8 protein-coding genes are annotated in these 16721 nt (G+C 41.2%); 5 read left to right on the top strand and 3 right to left on the bottom strand.

Going from position 1 to position 16721, the window contains the following annotated elements; translation table 11 throughout:
• Positions 1–185: 185 nt before the first annotated feature.
• A complete protein-coding gene (locus tag AC012T_RS08300; RefSeq protein WP_487064734.1) occupies positions 186–4079 on the bottom strand; it encodes a DUF2157 domain-containing protein in 3894 nt (1297 codons plus the stop codon).
• A gap of 516 nt (positions 4080–4595) precedes the next feature.
• Between AC012T_RS08300 and AC012T_RS08305 the strand changes: the two genes are divergently transcribed.
• Positions 4596–8957: a PAS domain S-box protein gene (locus tag AC012T_RS08305; protein WP_487064736.1), complete on the top strand. Its 4362-nt coding sequence runs from the start codon at positions 4596–4598 to the stop codon at positions 8955–8957.
• A gap of 290 nt (positions 8958–9247) precedes the next feature.
• On the opposite strand, the gene AC012T_RS08310 is transcribed toward AC012T_RS08305, so the two are convergent.
• Positions 9248–10684 (bottom strand): deoxyribodipyrimidine photo-lyase, 8-HDF type, encoded by a 1437-nt coding sequence (locus AC012T_RS08310; protein ID WP_487064738.1) that lies wholly within the window; start codon positions 10682–10684, stop codon positions 9248–9250.
• Positions 10685–10883: 199 nt separating this feature from the next.
• Between AC012T_RS08310 and AC012T_RS08315 the strand changes: the two genes are divergently transcribed.
• Positions 10884–11438 (top strand): acireductone dioxygenase, encoded by a 555-nt coding sequence (locus tag AC012T_RS08315; protein ID WP_487064740.1) that lies wholly within the window; start codon positions 10884–10886, stop codon positions 11436–11438.
• A 372-nt stretch (positions 11439–11810) separates the two neighbouring features.
• The gene (locus AC012T_RS08320; RefSeq protein ID WP_487064742.1) at positions 11811–14081 is read left to right on the top strand and encodes a cation:proton antiporter domain-containing protein; all 2271 of its coding nucleotides are present in this window, start codon (positions 11811–11813) and stop codon (positions 14079–14081) included.
• 231 nt (positions 14082–14312) lie between these two features.
• Here AC012T_RS08320 and AC012T_RS08325 read toward each other — a convergent pair whose 3' ends face one another.
• Positions 14313–14594, bottom strand: a complete 282-nt coding sequence (locus AC012T_RS08325) for an Hfq-related RNA-binding protein (protein WP_487064744.1) — start codon at positions 14592–14594, stop codon at positions 14313–14315.
• Between the two features lie 77 nt (positions 14595–14671).
• Between AC012T_RS08325 and dapF the strand changes: the two genes are divergently transcribed.
• Both dapF and rbsK read left to right on the top strand, forming a co-directional pair.
• A complete protein-coding gene (gene dapF, locus AC012T_RS08330) occupies positions 14672–15511 on the top strand; it encodes a diaminopimelate epimerase (protein ID WP_487064746.1) in 840 nt (279 codons plus the stop codon).
• A gap of 284 nt (positions 15512–15795) precedes the next feature.
• A complete protein-coding gene (rbsK, locus tag AC012T_RS08335; RefSeq protein WP_487064748.1) occupies positions 15796–16710 on the top strand; it encodes a ribokinase in 915 nt (304 codons plus the stop codon).
• The last annotated feature ends 11 nt before the right edge of the window (positions 16711–16721 follow it).

The following is a 16721-nucleotide window of genomic DNA, read 5'->3' on the forward strand; positions in this document are numbered from 1 at the left end:
TAATCCATATTTGATAAGATTTTGTCGATGCGTAAGTCCTATTAACCTATTCCCACCTGAGTTCGACATAAGATAATTTGTGGAAAACTCCCTCACACTAAGAGTCTCAAATCCTTATTCTCTCGCCCTTAAAAATCATAATTCCGTTCGCGTAGCGTCTCCGGAGGAGAAACTCCGAACTCAGGTTATTCCCAATTTTCAAATTCGTTGATGGTATTGCGAATTAGAATATTGATTTGGGTACGTCGGGTTTCAAAGTTGGCTGCAATGTAAATTAAGAGAATACCAACTAGCAAACCTACAATCCATTTTAAGAAGGAATAACTAAGGCTGAAAATCACTAATTGATAGATGCTGGTGATTAAGAAAGCGGCTGTACCAACATAGAGAAAAGCACGTACTCGCAAAGCTAATCCGGCAAAAATGGCAATGAGGCTGAAAATTCCAGGTATGAAGGGCAGATTTTGATGAAACAAGACTGGCCAGCCACAAATTAAACTACTACTTAGGATTCGTAAGCTGTGGCGAAGTGATTTAGATTCGGGTAGTCTGAGTTGTTGATCTATTTGGGTAATATATAAGAAAGATAATCCAATGGGTGTGACATACCATAAGCTATCTGTAAGGCCTAAATGATTAAATTCACGAAATAAAGCCCAATCAATTAATGCCACACTCAGATATGTAAAACGCAATTGTGATGTGACTATAGCTAGAAAGATATAAAAACCAGCACACAGAACTAGGGTAATGGGATAGATTTGTTGTTGGGTTTGCCAAATAATGAATAATGGCAGGATGTATGCGGCTCGTTGCCAAGGTGTTTTTGACCAACCCCAATTTTCCCAAGGTATGATGTAAAGGAAGTAGGCGACTATACAAGCTAATGCACCACGCCAAGGTAGTAACAGTTTGCCTATAAAACTTACTACGGGTAAATGCTGCAAGTAAATATTTACGATGGCTGCTTCTATTAAACCCAGGTAAACCCAGATTTCATCTATTTCTATTCCCCAATACCTTTGTACAGGAATATTGAGGGTGTTTTTCCTTCCTTGCCAAATGGCATAGCGCATCAAAAATAACCCTGTGCCTATTCCTACAGAGAGGTTTATTTGAATGGGAACTGTAATGGCAGCTAGGAATAAGCAACTACTCCAAACCCAATGTAGATGAGCAATATTTTTGAGTTCTCCAGGAGTGAGACACAAGTAACTAATCAGCCAAGGAGAGAGAATGCGGTAAGCATACATGATGGTAGCACCAAGGGCTGACATGGCAATTAATCCATCACCTAATGCGCCTCCTGAGGCTTGGGACATTTGATAAAAGAGGAGTTCGTAGGCAGAAATGGATACTCCGATGATGCCGAAGTAAAGCAGGGGTTTAAATTCTTCTCTTCTGCGTCCTATGCCAATAAGAATCAAGGCTACACCTAAACTATATAAACCTGTCCAGTCGGTGAAGGTGTTAAACCTCAAGAGAAGGCTAAATGCACCATAAATGAGGGGTAAAATGTGGAAACTACTGGGTAAGTTTGTTAATTGATATTTTCGTCGCCACCATTCCCCGAATAGTTGGGTTGTTAAGCCGAGGGCGATATTGGCAATGCCGATTTTAATAATTGAGTGTTCTCCAAATCCTAGTATTTCGGCGGTTAATAATTCTAAACACCACCCGATACTATAAAACGCCCAGTTTGTCGGTTGTTGCCAAGTGCGATAGATAATTGCGGTGAAAGTAATAGCTGTGGCGATAAGATAGGGAATTCCAGCATTCGCATTTCCTGAATAAATCAGGAATGAATGGACAGTGATGCCTAATAATTCTAGGATAGTTAGAGCGATCGCCCAATTATCACTTGCTACCGCGTAAATAACCGCTAATTCTGTACCTTTTCGTAAAAGCACAGTACGCCCTAACCATAAACTTAAGGTAGTTATAGCTCCCACTATCAACCAAGTAGATACTGCTAAACTGTGAAAACTCCACAATAACGCTGCAATCAAACCCAACCCAAAACCAATTGTTAACCTCGCAGTTTCTTCTTTTCTCAAATAGCCAGTATTCACAAACATCACACCTACACCCACACCCAAACCAATTAATCGGGTTTCTGGTAGGGGTAAAGTGAGAAATTGGGCAACTATAATAGCTATAACACTCAAATAAGTATTAATAATGCGACGCTGTTCTGTAGTGCGAATCCCTAAACCTGTTAGTGCTAAAGGTGTAATTAACCAAATCACTCCCCAGCGGTTGTAATTGTAAATCACGCCATAGGTAGATGATTGCAGATTTACAAATAATAAGGCAAAACTGAAAGCCGCCAGCCCTAAACCAATATACCAAGCACTACGTTTCCAGATTCCTGCACCCAGACTAAATACCCATTCTGCAACCATTACAGTTAATAAAATTGCTGCCCAAATTTCCTGATTTAAATTTGGTGACAGCCAATTGATAGTAGAAAAAAGTGTCGAAATTCCGGTGATATGAGTTAAATAAACCAGTAAGGGTAGGGAATCATGGCGTTTAGTGACGATAGCTAGAGTGATGGTAGAAAATAGTAAATTGAGAGTTAGTAATGTCGGATTTAGTAAAGCGAACATCGTTAAACAAACCCCTAATAATAGGGTTAACTGTTCGCCAAATATTGCTAATTCCGGCTTTTGATCACGATCAAGACGATCTGTTAACACCAACATCAAAATGATGTAAGGAAATAAAGCAATACTCAATAATGCCCAAGGTTGATTTTGGGAATTGGTAAGATAAGTTGCTGTATTAATTGCTAATGTCTGCAATTCATCGGGTACTAACCGCCAAATTAGCCAAGTTGTTTGCAAACCAATAAAGAAAATAGCAGCGACATCAACTTTAAAACTACACCTTTGTAAACGACGGCTACAAAACCACAAACTTATAGTACTGACAACTACAGCTTGTGCAGGTTGTGTCCATACCGACACAAACCAGCCTAAAAACAGCAAAATTCCCCCTAGCTTTTCCCAAAGTAAGTTGAGTTCAGGAGATGAGGTCGAATCTATTACATTTCTTACCCCCTCTGCTTGCGGAGAGGGGCTGGGGGTGAGGTTCTTCTCTGCTAACCAAATCACTAACCCACCACAAATACCAATAGCTAAACCCAACTGAGTGACATTTACCCCAGCCAGAAAAATTGCCCGTGTTAACAGAGATGCTAAAGCATAAATGATGACATAGCCATATATACCAAAACTCCCACTAAAACCCTGTTCACCTTGATTTTGTTGTGGGTTTTGATAAACAGTAATAATAGTTGTGCTGACCATGGCCAAATATACGGCAATGAGGGGAAATCCAGCTAAATTCCAACCCCAATGCAGATAACTCAAAGCCAGAATATTGACTAAAGGTAATTTAGCACTGGGAAAATTAGTAATAATTGTGCGATCGCGGTAAAGTAAAGTTGTCATTGTCGATAACAACACAGCAGCAAAAGCCATTACCAGCCAATTAATAGGATTTTGCCACAATTTCAGGCTATCCATTGCCCAAAAATTGACCGGAACTAGCAACAAAGTCGCAATCAACAAAGTCTGCGCTGTCAATCTTAAATTACTTTGTTTACCCGCCCAGAAGGTAAAACCGCAAAAACTCAAAGTATAAGCTAATAAAACCCCATACTGTCCAACTGCTGGAAACCTTTCCCACTGACTTGCGGCCAGCACTCCAGAGGAAACTACTACCAAAAATATCCCTAAAAACAGCAACCAGCGGACACTCAACTCTTCCCCCAATGACTGCAACATTGAGGTGACGAAATTGGGTTGTGCTGGTGGTTTCGGTTCTGGAGGCAAACTGGCAACTACAGGTATTTTCTCAGGTTGAGAAGTTGGAAATACAACCTGTGTTTCAGGTTCAGCTTGTGTTTGCACTATCACAGAACAAACAAGAGACTCTCGACATATTTGCCTAACTTGGGCATCAGATATCAAACCCAAGTACAGTAATTCATCGAGTCCGTCTAATAAATTAGCATGGGAGGACGGTAGTCTAACTGTAATAATTGGCGGACGGTCAAAAGGGGGTGACATAAGCCGCAATAGTATAAGTGGATACTGTAATTATGGTGGCAATTAAAGTTTATTTTGGCGCAAATTGTGACACTTAAGTAATCGTACAAAATTAAGTACACAAAATCTGGTCGGAAATTTTTGACTGGCAAAGAATTGGCAAATAAGCAATATATAATTAATTCTGTCTTGATAAACCACGTCTACTTTGAAACCAATAGTTTTTTCTTAATCAATACCTTGTCCATTTTTTGTAGGTTGGGTTAAGCGAAAGCGCAATCCAACGCATTGGTTGGGTTAAGCCTCCAGCACACTACGTGAACGTCCCTCAACCTAACCTACAAATCAAGACTTTCGATTTGGACAAGGTATTGCTTAATCGGTTTTTGTTCCTAAATCCTATACTCTTCCCTGTTAAGAGTTCCCTGTTCCCTTTTGAAAAACTCCAGTTCTCAACTTGGACAAGGTTTAGTTATTAAAGCCGCTATATCCTAGCAGGTAAGAAGCAAAACCACCATTTCTAGATGAGGTAACAAGGTGGCTGGAACTATTCTGACAGCAATTGATTTAGAACCTGCAATTTCTCGCCGACCTCTGACGATCGCACCAACTGCCTGTGTGGTAGAAGCTATCACTTTGATGAGTGCTGGGGGTACAAATTGCTCTTTTAGTTGCGAAATTGACGCAGAAGCAGAACTAATACTAGCTCATGCTCAAAGTAGTTGCGTACTGGTCGTGGAAAACAATCAGTTGATGGGGATTGTCACTGAGCGCGATTTAGTGCGACTGAGTTCTAGAGGACTTAATCTAGCAGGTTTAACCATTGCTGAAGTTATGGTATCTCCAGTGCTGACCCTGGAAGCTTCAGAATTCACTAACCTATTTGTGCCTCTTAACCTATTTCAGCGTCATCATATTCGCCATTTGCCCTTGGTAAATAAACAGGGAACAGTGCTAGGATTGATTACCCCTGAGAGCTTGCGGCAACTGTTACGCCCCATTGACTTGTTACATTTGCGTGTAGCATCGGAGGTGATGACTACAGAGGTAATTCACACTCAACCCACCGCTACCATAGTTGACGTAACTCAATTAATGACAGCAAATCGGGTGAGTTCAGTAGTGATTGTAGCCGCCAACGAGCAGCGGTTGATTCCTGTAGGAATGATCACAGAGAGAGATATAGTCCAGTTTTTAGCCTTAGAGCTAGATTTTGCCAACATACAGGCACAGACAGTCATGAGTACTCCTGTGTTTTCTGTGCGGGGAGATATTTCCCTATGGTCAGTACGGATGTTGATGCAGGAACGACAAATTAATCGGGTGGTGGTGACAGATGAAGAAAATAGCTTATTGGGCATTGTCACCCAGACAAGTTTATTAAATGTGCTGAATCCGATGGAAATCTACCGCATGGTAGAAACCCTAGAAGAAAAAGTATCTCGATTGGAGTCTGAAAAACTAGAGTTACTGCAAGCCCGGAATAAGCACTTAGAACGTCAGGTGAAAGAGCGTACCGCAGCTTTAGAGGTGCAAGTAGAACGGGAACGTTTGCTGACCAAAATTTCTACTCAAATTCGGTCTTCTTTGAACTTACAGGAAATACTCAGCACAGCCGTTACAGAAGTGCGGGAGTTCTTAAAGTGCGATCGCATCCTTGTCTATCAGTTTCCAGCAGATGGGAATGGTATTGTTGTCGCTGAGTCCGTTGGTGAAGGTTGGACTGCATCCATCACCCATCGCATTGAAGATACCTGTTTTCAGGAGCAGGTAGTAGAAATGTTTCGCTCAGGGCAGACTATTGCTATTGATAACATCTACAAAACCGACTATACAGAATGTCACGTGCAACTTTTAGAGCGATATCAAGTAAAAGCTAATTTAGTTGTGCCAATTTTGGTTTCGGGACAGATTTGGGGATTGTTAATTGGGCATCACTGTGCAGATTATCGCCACTGGGATACTACCGATTTGACTTTGTTAGACGAAATAGCCATCCAACTAGCGATCGCTATTCAACAAGCCACCTCTCACCAAGCAGCGCAAACCGAACTAGCAGAACGACAAAAAGCAGAAGTAGCCCTACGGGAAAAAGAAGAATTTTTACGCAGCATCTATGAAGGCATAGAACAAGCCGTTTTTACCATTGATGTTTTAGAAAATGGCGAATTTCAGTTTCTGACATTTAACCCAGCCTGCGAACGCTTAACGGGGATGTTGACTCAAGAAATGCAAGGAAAATCCCCTAAAACAGCAATAAAACAGCATTATGCTGATTGTGTCCAGGCTGGAGTCCCTATTTGTTATGAAGAATCTATTTCTTTTCAGGGCAACATCACTTGGTGGATTACCACCTTAACCCCAATCCAAGATGCTTCATCCCGAATTTATCGCATCGTGGGTACAAGTACACCTATTACTGAACGCAAGCAAACCGAACTTGCCCTACACCAAAGTCAATCTCGTTTAGCAGAAGCCCAACGGGTAGCCAAGATTGGCAACTGGGAATTTGATATTAAAACTGAGGAAATTACCTGGTCTACGGAACTATTCCGAATTTTAGGACGTGATCCGTCTTTGGGAGAACCCAATTACGTAGAGAACCTGCAACTTTACCATCCAGAAGACGCTGAAAAACTCCACCAAGCAGTGGAACGGACGATTTATGATGGAGAATCCTATCAACTACAGTTGAGAGTTTTGCAGTCTGATGGTTCTTTTCGATTCGTAGAAGTGATAGCTAGAGCCGAACTTAATGATCAGGGAATAATTAAACGGTTGTTTGGCACTGTACAGGATGTTGATGTGCGTGTCCAGACAGAGAAAGCATTGGAACAGTTAAACCAGGAACTAGAAATTAAGGTTGCAGAACGAACAGCCGCACTACGAGAGATGAATACAGCGATGCAAAATGCTGTTGAGGGAATCTCGCGGTTAGATACACAAGGACATTATTCTTCTGTTAATCCGGCCTATGCTCATACCTGTGGCTATGAACCAGAGGAAATGATTGGTATGATGTGGCAACAAACTGTGCATCCAGACGACATTGCCTACATGGAAGCTGCTTATGACCAAATGCTGAAAATGGGCAAAATAGAAGCCGAAGCTAGGGGAATTCGCAAAGATGGAACAGTATTTTATAAGCAAGTAACAATGATTTCTACCTATAACGAGCAGGGGGAATTCATTGGCAATCACTGTTTCATGAAAGATGTGAGCGAACGCAAACGTTTAGAACAAGAACAAAACCGACTCATTGCCATCCTAGAAGCCTCTACCGATTACATTGGCATGACCAACGCAGATGGTGATATACTCTGGAACAACCTTGAGTTTAGGCGACTCTTGGGTTTAGATAGCAACGCATCAATACAAGACAAACGTGTTTCCGATTACCATCCCCAATGGGCGCTAAAATTGGTGCTGGAAGAAGGATTACCTGGAGCGATCGCTAATGGCACTTGGATGGGAGAAACTGCATTACTGAACGCCCAAGGAGAAGAAATTCCCGTATCACAATTGGTCATCGCCCATAAATCTCCCCAAGGAGTAGTAGAATTTTTCTCGACTATTATCCGTGATATCCGGGTTCGCAAGGAATACGAACAGAGATTAGAACGTTCCAATGCTGAATTGCTCCGTGCTACCCGTCTCAAAGATGAGTTCCTTGCCAACATGAGCCATGAACTTCGCACCCCCCTTAATGCCATTCTGGGTTTATCAGAAAGCTTACAGGACGAGGTTTTTGGAAACCTCAATGAACGCCAGAAAAAATCGATCTCGACGATTGAACGCAGTGGTAGACACTTACTTGAATTAATTAACGATATCCTGGATGTCTCGAAGATTGAGGCCGGGAAAGTAGAACTTGAGATGACTTCCGTTTCTGTTCTACAACTGTGCAACTCCAGTCTGGCCTTTGTCAAACAACAGGCAATGCAGAAAAATATTCAACTCAAAACTGCTTTTCAAAAAGACCTGGGAGAAATCATTGTCGATGAACGACGGATGCGACAAGTGTTGATTAACTTGCTGATGAATGCAGTCAAATTTACCCCTGCCGGTGGTCAGGTAATACTGGATGTTGGTCTAGAATATTTAGAAGTCTGTCAAGCAGATGGAGGTTGTCCTCCAGAGCCGCCAAATTTCCTCTATTCCCTCTGCTTTTCCGTTATTGATACAGGCATTGGCATAGCCGCTACAGATATAGATAAACTTTTTCAGCCCTTTATGCAAATTGACAGCAGCTTGAATCGTAAGTATGCAGGTACAGGGTTGGGGCTGACTTTAGTCAAGCAAATCGTCGAACTGCATGGTGCTAGTATCACTGTCAATAGCCAACTAGGCCAAGGTAGTTGCTTTACTGTGCGTTTACCTCACATCCCCAAACGGTCTGTAAGTCCTACCCCACCAACCTCGCTTAGTTCCAGTGTATTGCCATTTGCAGACACCATAGAGAAACTACAGCAAACGGGTGTCACCCAAACATCGGCTGCAACCGTCACACCTGAACGAGTAATTAAGCAACCAGTCATCCTTCTAGCAGAGGATAATTTCGACAATATTGAGACTTTCTGTGCCTATCTTGAAGCTTGTGGCTATCAGTTGATCCTGGCCAATAATGGACATCAAGCGATCGCTCAGGCTACCACTCAAACCCCCGATCTTATTCTCATGGATATCCAGATGCCAGATATGGACGGTTTAGAAGCAATACGCCAGATTCGCGCTAATCCTCAACTAGTCTCGATGCCAATTATTGCCCTGACTGCCTTAGCTATGCCCGGTGATGAGGAAAAATGTCTCCAAGCTGGTGCTAATGAGTATTTAAGTAAACCTGTAAAACTAAAACAGATGGCAAATTTGATCCAAAAACTGTTAACGGGAATAATTTAATAATTAGGACTTGCTGTAAAGCCCTAATTATGTCACATTACAGAACTATTATTTAGGGTTTGCTGAAAAAGTTATCTGTGAGGGCTAGGAGTCAGAATTCAGGAGTCAGGAGTCAGGAGGAAGAATTAGAAGAAGAGAAGAATCGTCTTGAATCTCGTCAAGTGATAGGTTTTTGCTAGTTTCAACGCTTATTCCTTGCACCTGATTCACCTTTTTAACCTTCAAACTCTTGATATATCTAAGTTTTAGCTTTATTAAGCAAGCCCTATTTAAGAGAGTAGGGAGTAGTTTTAAATCGGAGCTTTCTGTTCTTTATATATCTCCTTAAACAAAGCTTGCTGCTTTTTATGGTCTACAATTGGTGCAGGATAACCAATAGCACGACGCTCTAAAGGTGTAATATTACCAGTTATTAAAAACTGCGTTTCCACAGATTTTAATTCTCTAACCCATTGGCGAATATATTCCCCTTCTCCATCAAATTTTTGTGCTTGACTTGCGGGGTTAAAAATCCTTAATGGTTTCGGGTCCATGCCACTCGAAGCACTCCATTGCCAACCACCATTATTAGCAGATAAATCACCGTCAATGAGTTTTTGCATAAAATATTTTTCTCCCCATTGGGGATTTATAATTAAATCTTTAGTTAAAAAACTGGCGACTATCATTCTACATCTATTGTGCATCCAACCTGTTTCATTTAATTGCCGCATGGCTGCATCAACTATGGGATAACCCGTTTTTCCCTCACACCAAGCTTGAAAATGTTTTTCATTATTTTGCCAGGGGAAATTTTTAAAACTATCTCGATATGCACCATCAGCCAAATCTGGGAAATAGTACATGGCGTGTTGATAAAATTCCCGCCAAGCTAATTCTTGTTGCCAGGTGCGAATACTTGTTGTTGCTTCTTCACTATTACTATTTTCTAATGCTTCTATTGTCGCCTGCCAAACAGTACGAATACCAATAACACCAAATTTTAAAGCTGCACTTAATTGCGATGTGCCATCAATGGCAGGAAAATTGCGCTGTTCTTGATATTCAGTAATAGCAGAATTTGTAAAAGTTTCTAAACGTTCCTGTGCTGCTGCTTCCCCTGGTTCAATAATTAATTCTCCATCCCAAGCAAAGCCTAAATCTTGAGCAGAAGGTAAATTAATTGCACCTGATTGTTGAGCAATTTCTTGTTCTTGTGCTGTTAAACCTGTAAAATTTGGGAGCGTTTCTACTGGAGTTGCTTTCGGTTTACTAATCCAATTTTTCCAGAAAGGAGTATAAACAGTATAGGGAGTTTGAGAACCACTAAAAATCTCGGCTGGTGAATGAAGTAACTGATCCCAATTTTGGTTGAGAAACTGAATCCCTTTTGTTGTTAAGGAATCAATGACAGCCAGATCTCGTGTTTGAGAATACGGTTCTACATCCCAATTCCAAAATACTGCTTTAGCTTGTAATGCTGCTGCTAAAGCTGGAATTACATCGACTGGATTACCTTGCAAAATTAACAACTGGCTACCAGCTTGGGCATATCGCTTTTGCAGTGCTTGTAAACATCCAATCATATAAGTGACTCTAGCTGGTGCTATGTCATCTCGTTGGAGAATATCAGGATCAAGGCAAAACACCCCTACTACCTTTGCACTCTGTTCTCTAGCTTTAGCCAGTCCTGTATGATCAGAAATACGTAAATCGCGGCGATGCCAAAATAAAATTAGGTCAGACATTCTTTCTTTATACAGTTTATTTGTACTAGTTTAGAACTAAAAGTAGTATTTAGCATCACTCCACTGAGTAAATTTATTAGATACACATATAAAAATTCGGTATTATAAAAAACGCCATTTACTTGGTCGGAATAGTGGCTTTTTCATGTAAATTTAACTATACTATTCTTAACAGATTATTTAGTATTTTGATTTTGTCATGGCGACTCTATTACTGGACGACGGGACGATTGAAACTGATTTAAATCGAATTATAGATGAATTAGCACCTTTAGGAATCAAAATCAGACATTATGACCCAGGAACATCGTTGCTGTTTCCACATCTACTAGACCAAGATGTGGTGACAGAAGCAGAGAAGCGTTATGCTGTGGGACTTCATAATAGTGTGTTTGAGTTTCTACAGCAAGAAAATGGTTATTTATGGTGTGACTTGCTGAATGTTCATCCAGGTTCACCCAATCTAGAAACACTGATAGCAACCTATGGACGTTACCACACTCATACTGCGGCTGAAGCTGTTTATTTATTAGCAGGAGAGATGATGTATGGTTTTGTTAAACCTGATGGTAGCCAAGTCAAGTTATTAATTCAAGCACAAGACTATATTCACATTCCTCCGGTAGTTGAACACTGGAGTAGTCCTTCTGCATTGTTGCATTTTAAGGTGATTCGCTATTTCACAACTGTAGAGGGTTGGATGCCAAATTATACAGGAACTCAGTTGAGTGATTTGCTCAAGAAACCACGCTAAATACAGTAGAATTCAGGCTTCGCCGTGAGCCTCAGTCGAATGGAGTCAGCCCTATGGCTAATGCCACGCTACGCTATCGACTTTGCTCAGGACAAGGGGGAAAAGCCTTTTTCAGCATAGCTTGGGGATAAAGTGTTGTACATCATATACCTGCAATATCTACCAATTTTTATCACCCTGGTTATTCGATATATTCAGCAATCAAATATGCGTTGATCCCCATTTGTGTAAAGACTTGACATGGGTAGAGATTTTCGGCTCTACGTTCTTTGTCACTAGATGTTTAGTGGGTAATGTCCATCGGACACTACTCCAAATTTTTCACAAATGATTTAGGATTCTTATAGTTCTTCATAGTTCTTATAAAAACTGGTGCAAGAGGATTTTCGGTTAATTGTTGATTTGGTGTCGGTTCTTGCAGTCGCCGCCTGTGGTGGACTGCTGGCTGCTTTATTAAAACAACCTGTACTGCTGGGGTATCTGATTGGCGGTATGGTCGTGGGGCCTGCTGGACTGGGGGTAATTAAAGAGGTTGTGCAGGTAGAAACTCTGGCTCAGTTTGGGGTGGCTTTTTTGTTATTCGCTTTGGGTGTGGAGTTTTCCTTTGGGGAACTGAAGAAAGTAAAAGCGATCGCACTGGGAGGAGGTGGACTACAAATTATCCTCACCATTCTCATCACTGTTTTGGTGTGTGGGATCACAGGTGCTTGGGGAACTTTACCCGCAAAAGGGGTATTTTTAGGTTCAATTCTGTCTTTGTCTTCCACCGCAGTTGTTCTCAAGTGCTTAATGGAACGCAACGAAACAGAAACACCTCACGGTCAAGTCATGTTGGGGATTTTGGTAGTCCAAGACTTGGCTTTGGGGCTAATGTTAGCAGTATTACCAGCCCTGCATGAACCCGGAGAAGTCCTGGGGATAGCTGTAATCACAGCTTTGGTGCGAATTGGTCTATTTGCTGCCGGTGCAGTTGTGGCCGGAATTTGGTTAATTCCCCCTTTACTCAGACTCATAGCTCGCACTGAAAGCCGGGAGTTATTTTTATTAGGGGTGGTGACTTTATGTTTATGTATTGCCCTACTAACTGAATATTTGGGTTTATCAATTGAAATGGGGGCATTTGTTGCCGGTTTGATGATTTCTGAGGTGGAATACGCTGACGAAACTCTCACCATTGTCGAACCTTTACGGGATATCTTCGCTAGTTTATTTTTCGCTGCTATTGGGATGTTAATCGACCCAGTATTTTTATGGAATAATCTAGAATTGATTCTCGGCTTGGTGGGACTTGTTTTTATTGGTAAATTTTTAATTATCACTCCCCTAGTTAAATTATTCGGCTATCCACTGAAAACAGCGTTAATTGTGGGGTTGGGACTAGCGCAAATTGGGGAATTTTCCTTTGTGCTGGCTAGTGAAGGACAGGCTTTGGGGTTGGTGTCCCGACGCATATATTTACTAATTTTAGGAACTACCGCAGTCACGCTGATGTTGACTCCTTTTGTTTTGCGGTTGGTACCATTTTTATTCAATTTTGCGGAATCAATGCCTTGGTTGAAACCTTACTTAGAAGAAGATCAGGTACGTGATGTTTCGGAAGATTTACCACGCAAAGACCATGTAGTAGTCTGCGGTTATGGTCGCATAGGTAAGAATTTGGTCAAGTTGTTACAACAAAATAATTTACCGGTGGTAGTTATTGACCAAGCAGAAAGTCGAATTCAGCAATTACGGGATGCGGGAATACCTTATGTTTATGGGAATGGGGTGAGTTTTCATGTTTTGGAAACTGCTGGGGTCAATGATGCTCAAGGAATGGCGATCGCACTCCCAGATCCTGCTAGTATCCGTTTATGCTTGAAACGGTCTTTGGAATTATCCCCAGAATTAGATTTAGTTGTCCGCGCTACCCAAGATAAAAATATTGAAATCCTTTATCAATTGGGGGCTAGGGAAGTTGTCCAACCTGAGTTTGAAGCTAGTTTAGAAATGGCTACTTACTTACTGGGTCGTGTTGGTTTGTTGCCAGAAGTGGTACAACAGCAAATGCAGGAAATCCGCAAAGACCATTATTTAGATTTGCGTCCTGAACGTTCTGCAACTGAGGTTTCTGAATATTTACAGGAAGTAACCCGCGATTTGAATCGTCGTTGGTATGACTTACCTTCTGGTTCTCCGTTGATTGGGATGACTTTAGAAGAAGCGGATATGCGCTATCTCATTGGGGTCAGTTTAATGGCTATTCGTCGCCATACTGGGGAGGAGATTGATTATCCTAATAGTCAGATTAAACTAGAAGCGGGCGATCGCTTGTTAGTTGTGGGAGCAAGTGAGGAATTGGCAGCTTTAGCAGAGTTTGCTCAGGGAAAAGCCGCTGTTCCTGGAGAAAGTAATGCTTGTCAGTGGATAAGTGTTCCCGCAAATTGTCCTATTTTGGGTAAGACTCTGGCAGATTTAACTGTTGATGAACATTATGGGGTCAAGGTTCAGGCAATTCGGCGAGATGGCAAATTTATCCGCTTTCCTCGTGGCAATATGGATTTGAAAATAGGCGATCAAGTGCTGCTTTGCGGTAGTTTAACCAGTTTGAAGGAACTCCAAGAATTTTTTACTCCTGCTTGTGAGTTACCTGTGATTCCGTAGGGGTGGGGGATGTTAAATCAAAAGAAGAATACTGTGAAGGCAGGACTAGGAAGACAAGGAGGTATTGTAGACAAGGAAGATTTTATACGGATAATGGTCTGTTGACGGGCTATTCTTGTTGCTAATCATACAGAGTTTGTCAAGTTTTCCTCCCTTGTCACCTTGTCAGCCTTGTCCCCCAAGTCTTGCCCTCACGACAATGTAAAAAACCTACACCTGTGAGCCTGCCTCCTATTCTATATTGGCAACTTCAACGCTGGCTTCTCGTGGGACTAATCCCCTTTCTAATACTGCTTCACTGTGAGATTTCATATAAACTATCGCTAGTTTCCAAACAATTATCTGCTCGTTGTTGCTATCTACAATACATACACAATTGTGATCTTGCCAAAAAACCTGACCTATGATTAGGTCTCCAGTCACTAGTTTGAATTCGACTGTTGGTTTTTGTTTAATCCAAGTTTGCACTTGTCGAATGCTAGGTAAGCTCGTATTAAAGTCAGTTGTTGCCATTTTTGGTAATGATATATGTACGAGGGATAATGTTTAAATCAGCACTCATCTATCTTTGATAATTCATCTAGAGAAAAATGGCAATCGAATTTACTAAGTATCATGGTCTGGGTAACGATTTCATCCTCATTGATAACCGTTCTGCTTCTACACCAGTCATTAAACCAGAGGAAGCTGTGAAGTGGTGCGATCGCCATTTTGGTATTGGCGCTGATGGTGTTATCTTTGCTTTACCAGGTGAAAATGGTGCTGACTACTCTATGCGGATTTTTAATTCCGATGGTTCTGAACCAGAAATGTGCGGTAATGGCATTCGTTGTTTAGCAGCATTTTTAACTGAGTTGGAAGGTGTATCCCGCACTAAAGACTATTATCGCATTCATACTCTAGCAGGTGTGATGACTCCCCAACTCACTGATGATGGTCAAATTAAGGTGGATATGGGTTTACCTCGGTTACTCGCACAAGAAATTCCTACTACCCTCGCTGCAGCTGATAGTAAAGTCATTAATCAACCTTTAGAAGTCGCAGAAAAAACTTGGGATGTTACCTGTGTCAGTATGGGAAATCCTCACTGTATAACTTTTGTTGAGGATGTTGCGGCTATTCCTTTAGAAACCATTGGCCCCAAATTTGAACATCACCCAGCTTTTCCCCAAAGAATCAACACAGAATTTATTGAAGTTGTTAACCGTAATTATTTAAAAATGCGGGTTTGGGAACGGGGTGCAGGTATTACTTTAGCCTGTGGTACAGGTGCTTGTGCTGTTTTGGTAGCTGGAGTTTTGAATGATAAGTGCGATCGCACAGCCACGATAGAATTACCAGGAGGACTCCTAGAAATTGAATGGTCAGAAATTGATCAACGAATTTACATGACAGGGCCAGCAGAACGGGTCTTTACAAGTAAATTCTAGCCTGTAGGGGCGTATTTTAATATGCCCCTAATCTACAAAATTTTCAGGCTCGATAACTTAGCACAAAAGCTTACAGCAGTCTTCATGTATTTGTACCACACACTAATTTTTCTATTCCTTTCTTCCTTTGCGTCTTTGCGCCTTTGCGTGAGATATAAAATGTGGTTAATTTACCTGAAAATCGCTGTAACATATTTTCTATAGTTGTCCTAAAAGCCTGCAATAACCAATTATCTATGATTCCAATTATATCCAATTTATCTAGTGAATAAATTATATATATTATGACTATAATCGTCTTTGGCAGCATCAACATAGACTTAGTAACAATAACCCCCCGCTTACCAATTGCAGGTGAAACCCTGCTAGGAGAAACCTTTTTTAAAACACCAGGAGGTAAAGGTGCAAATCAAGCAGTAGCATTAGCAAAATTGGGAATTCCTACCCACATGATAGGACGTGTAGGTGCTGATAGTTTTGGTGAAGAACTCATCAACAATTTGCAAATTTCCGGTGTAAAAACAGAGAATATCTCAATTTCTGAAAATGTCAGTTCTGGAGTTGCCATCATCACCGTAGATCATGCTGGGGAAAATCACATAATTGTAATACCCGGCGCAAACGCACAAGTTAATCAAGATGATATAGAAAGATTATCTCATCTATTACCACAAGCAGCAGCCATACTTTTACAATTAGAAATCCCTATTGAAACCGTTGTTAAAGCAGCCCAATCTGCCAGAAAAGCAAACATTACAGTTATTCTCGATCCTGCCCCAGCACAATCTCAATTACCAGATGAACTTTACCCGCTCATAGATATTATTACACCCAACGAAATAGAAGCGAGTCAATTAGTAGGTTTCCCTGTAAATGGAGAAGAAACAGCAGCAAAAGCAGCAACTATTTTATTGCAACGAGGAGTGAAATGTGCAGTCATAAAATTAGGCGCAAAAGGAGTTTATTGTGCCACTGCTGACCAAAATTTCTTTATCCCAGCTTTTTCAGTTCAAGCAGTTGATACAGTCGCTGCTGGTGATGCTTTTAATGCAGCTTTAGCAGCAGCACTTTTTCACAAACATCCTTTACGTGAAGCTGTGATTTGGGGTGCAGCCGCAGGTGCTTTAGCAACAACAAAATTAGGGGCGCAGAGTTCTTTACCTGATAGAATGACTTTAGAAAAGTTTTTACTAATGTAGGCGTTTTGAAT

This window comes from Anabaena sp. EIM26, from assembly GCF_057568715.1.

Coding starts and splice junctions, on each gene's coding strand:
- AC012T_RS08300 (WP_487064734.1), bottom strand. CDS start 4,079: ATGTCACCCCCTTTTGACCGTCCGCCAATTATTACAGTTAGACTACCG.
- AC012T_RS08310 (WP_487064738.1), bottom strand. CDS start 10,684: ATGTCTGACCTAATTTTATTTTGGCATCGCCGCGATTTACGTATTTCT.
- AC012T_RS08315 (WP_487064740.1), top strand. CDS start 10,884: ATGGCGACTCTATTACTGGACGACGGGACGATTGAAACTGATTTAAAT.
- AC012T_RS08325 (WP_487064744.1), bottom strand. CDS start 14,594: ATGGCAACAACTGACTTTAATACGAGCTTACCTAGCATTCGACAAGTG.
- dapF (WP_487064746.1), top strand. CDS start 14,672: ATGGCAATCGAATTTACTAAGTATCATGGTCTGGGTAACGATTTCATC.
- rbsK (WP_487064748.1), top strand. CDS start 15,796: ATGACTATAATCGTCTTTGGCAGCATCAACATAGACTTAGTAACAATA.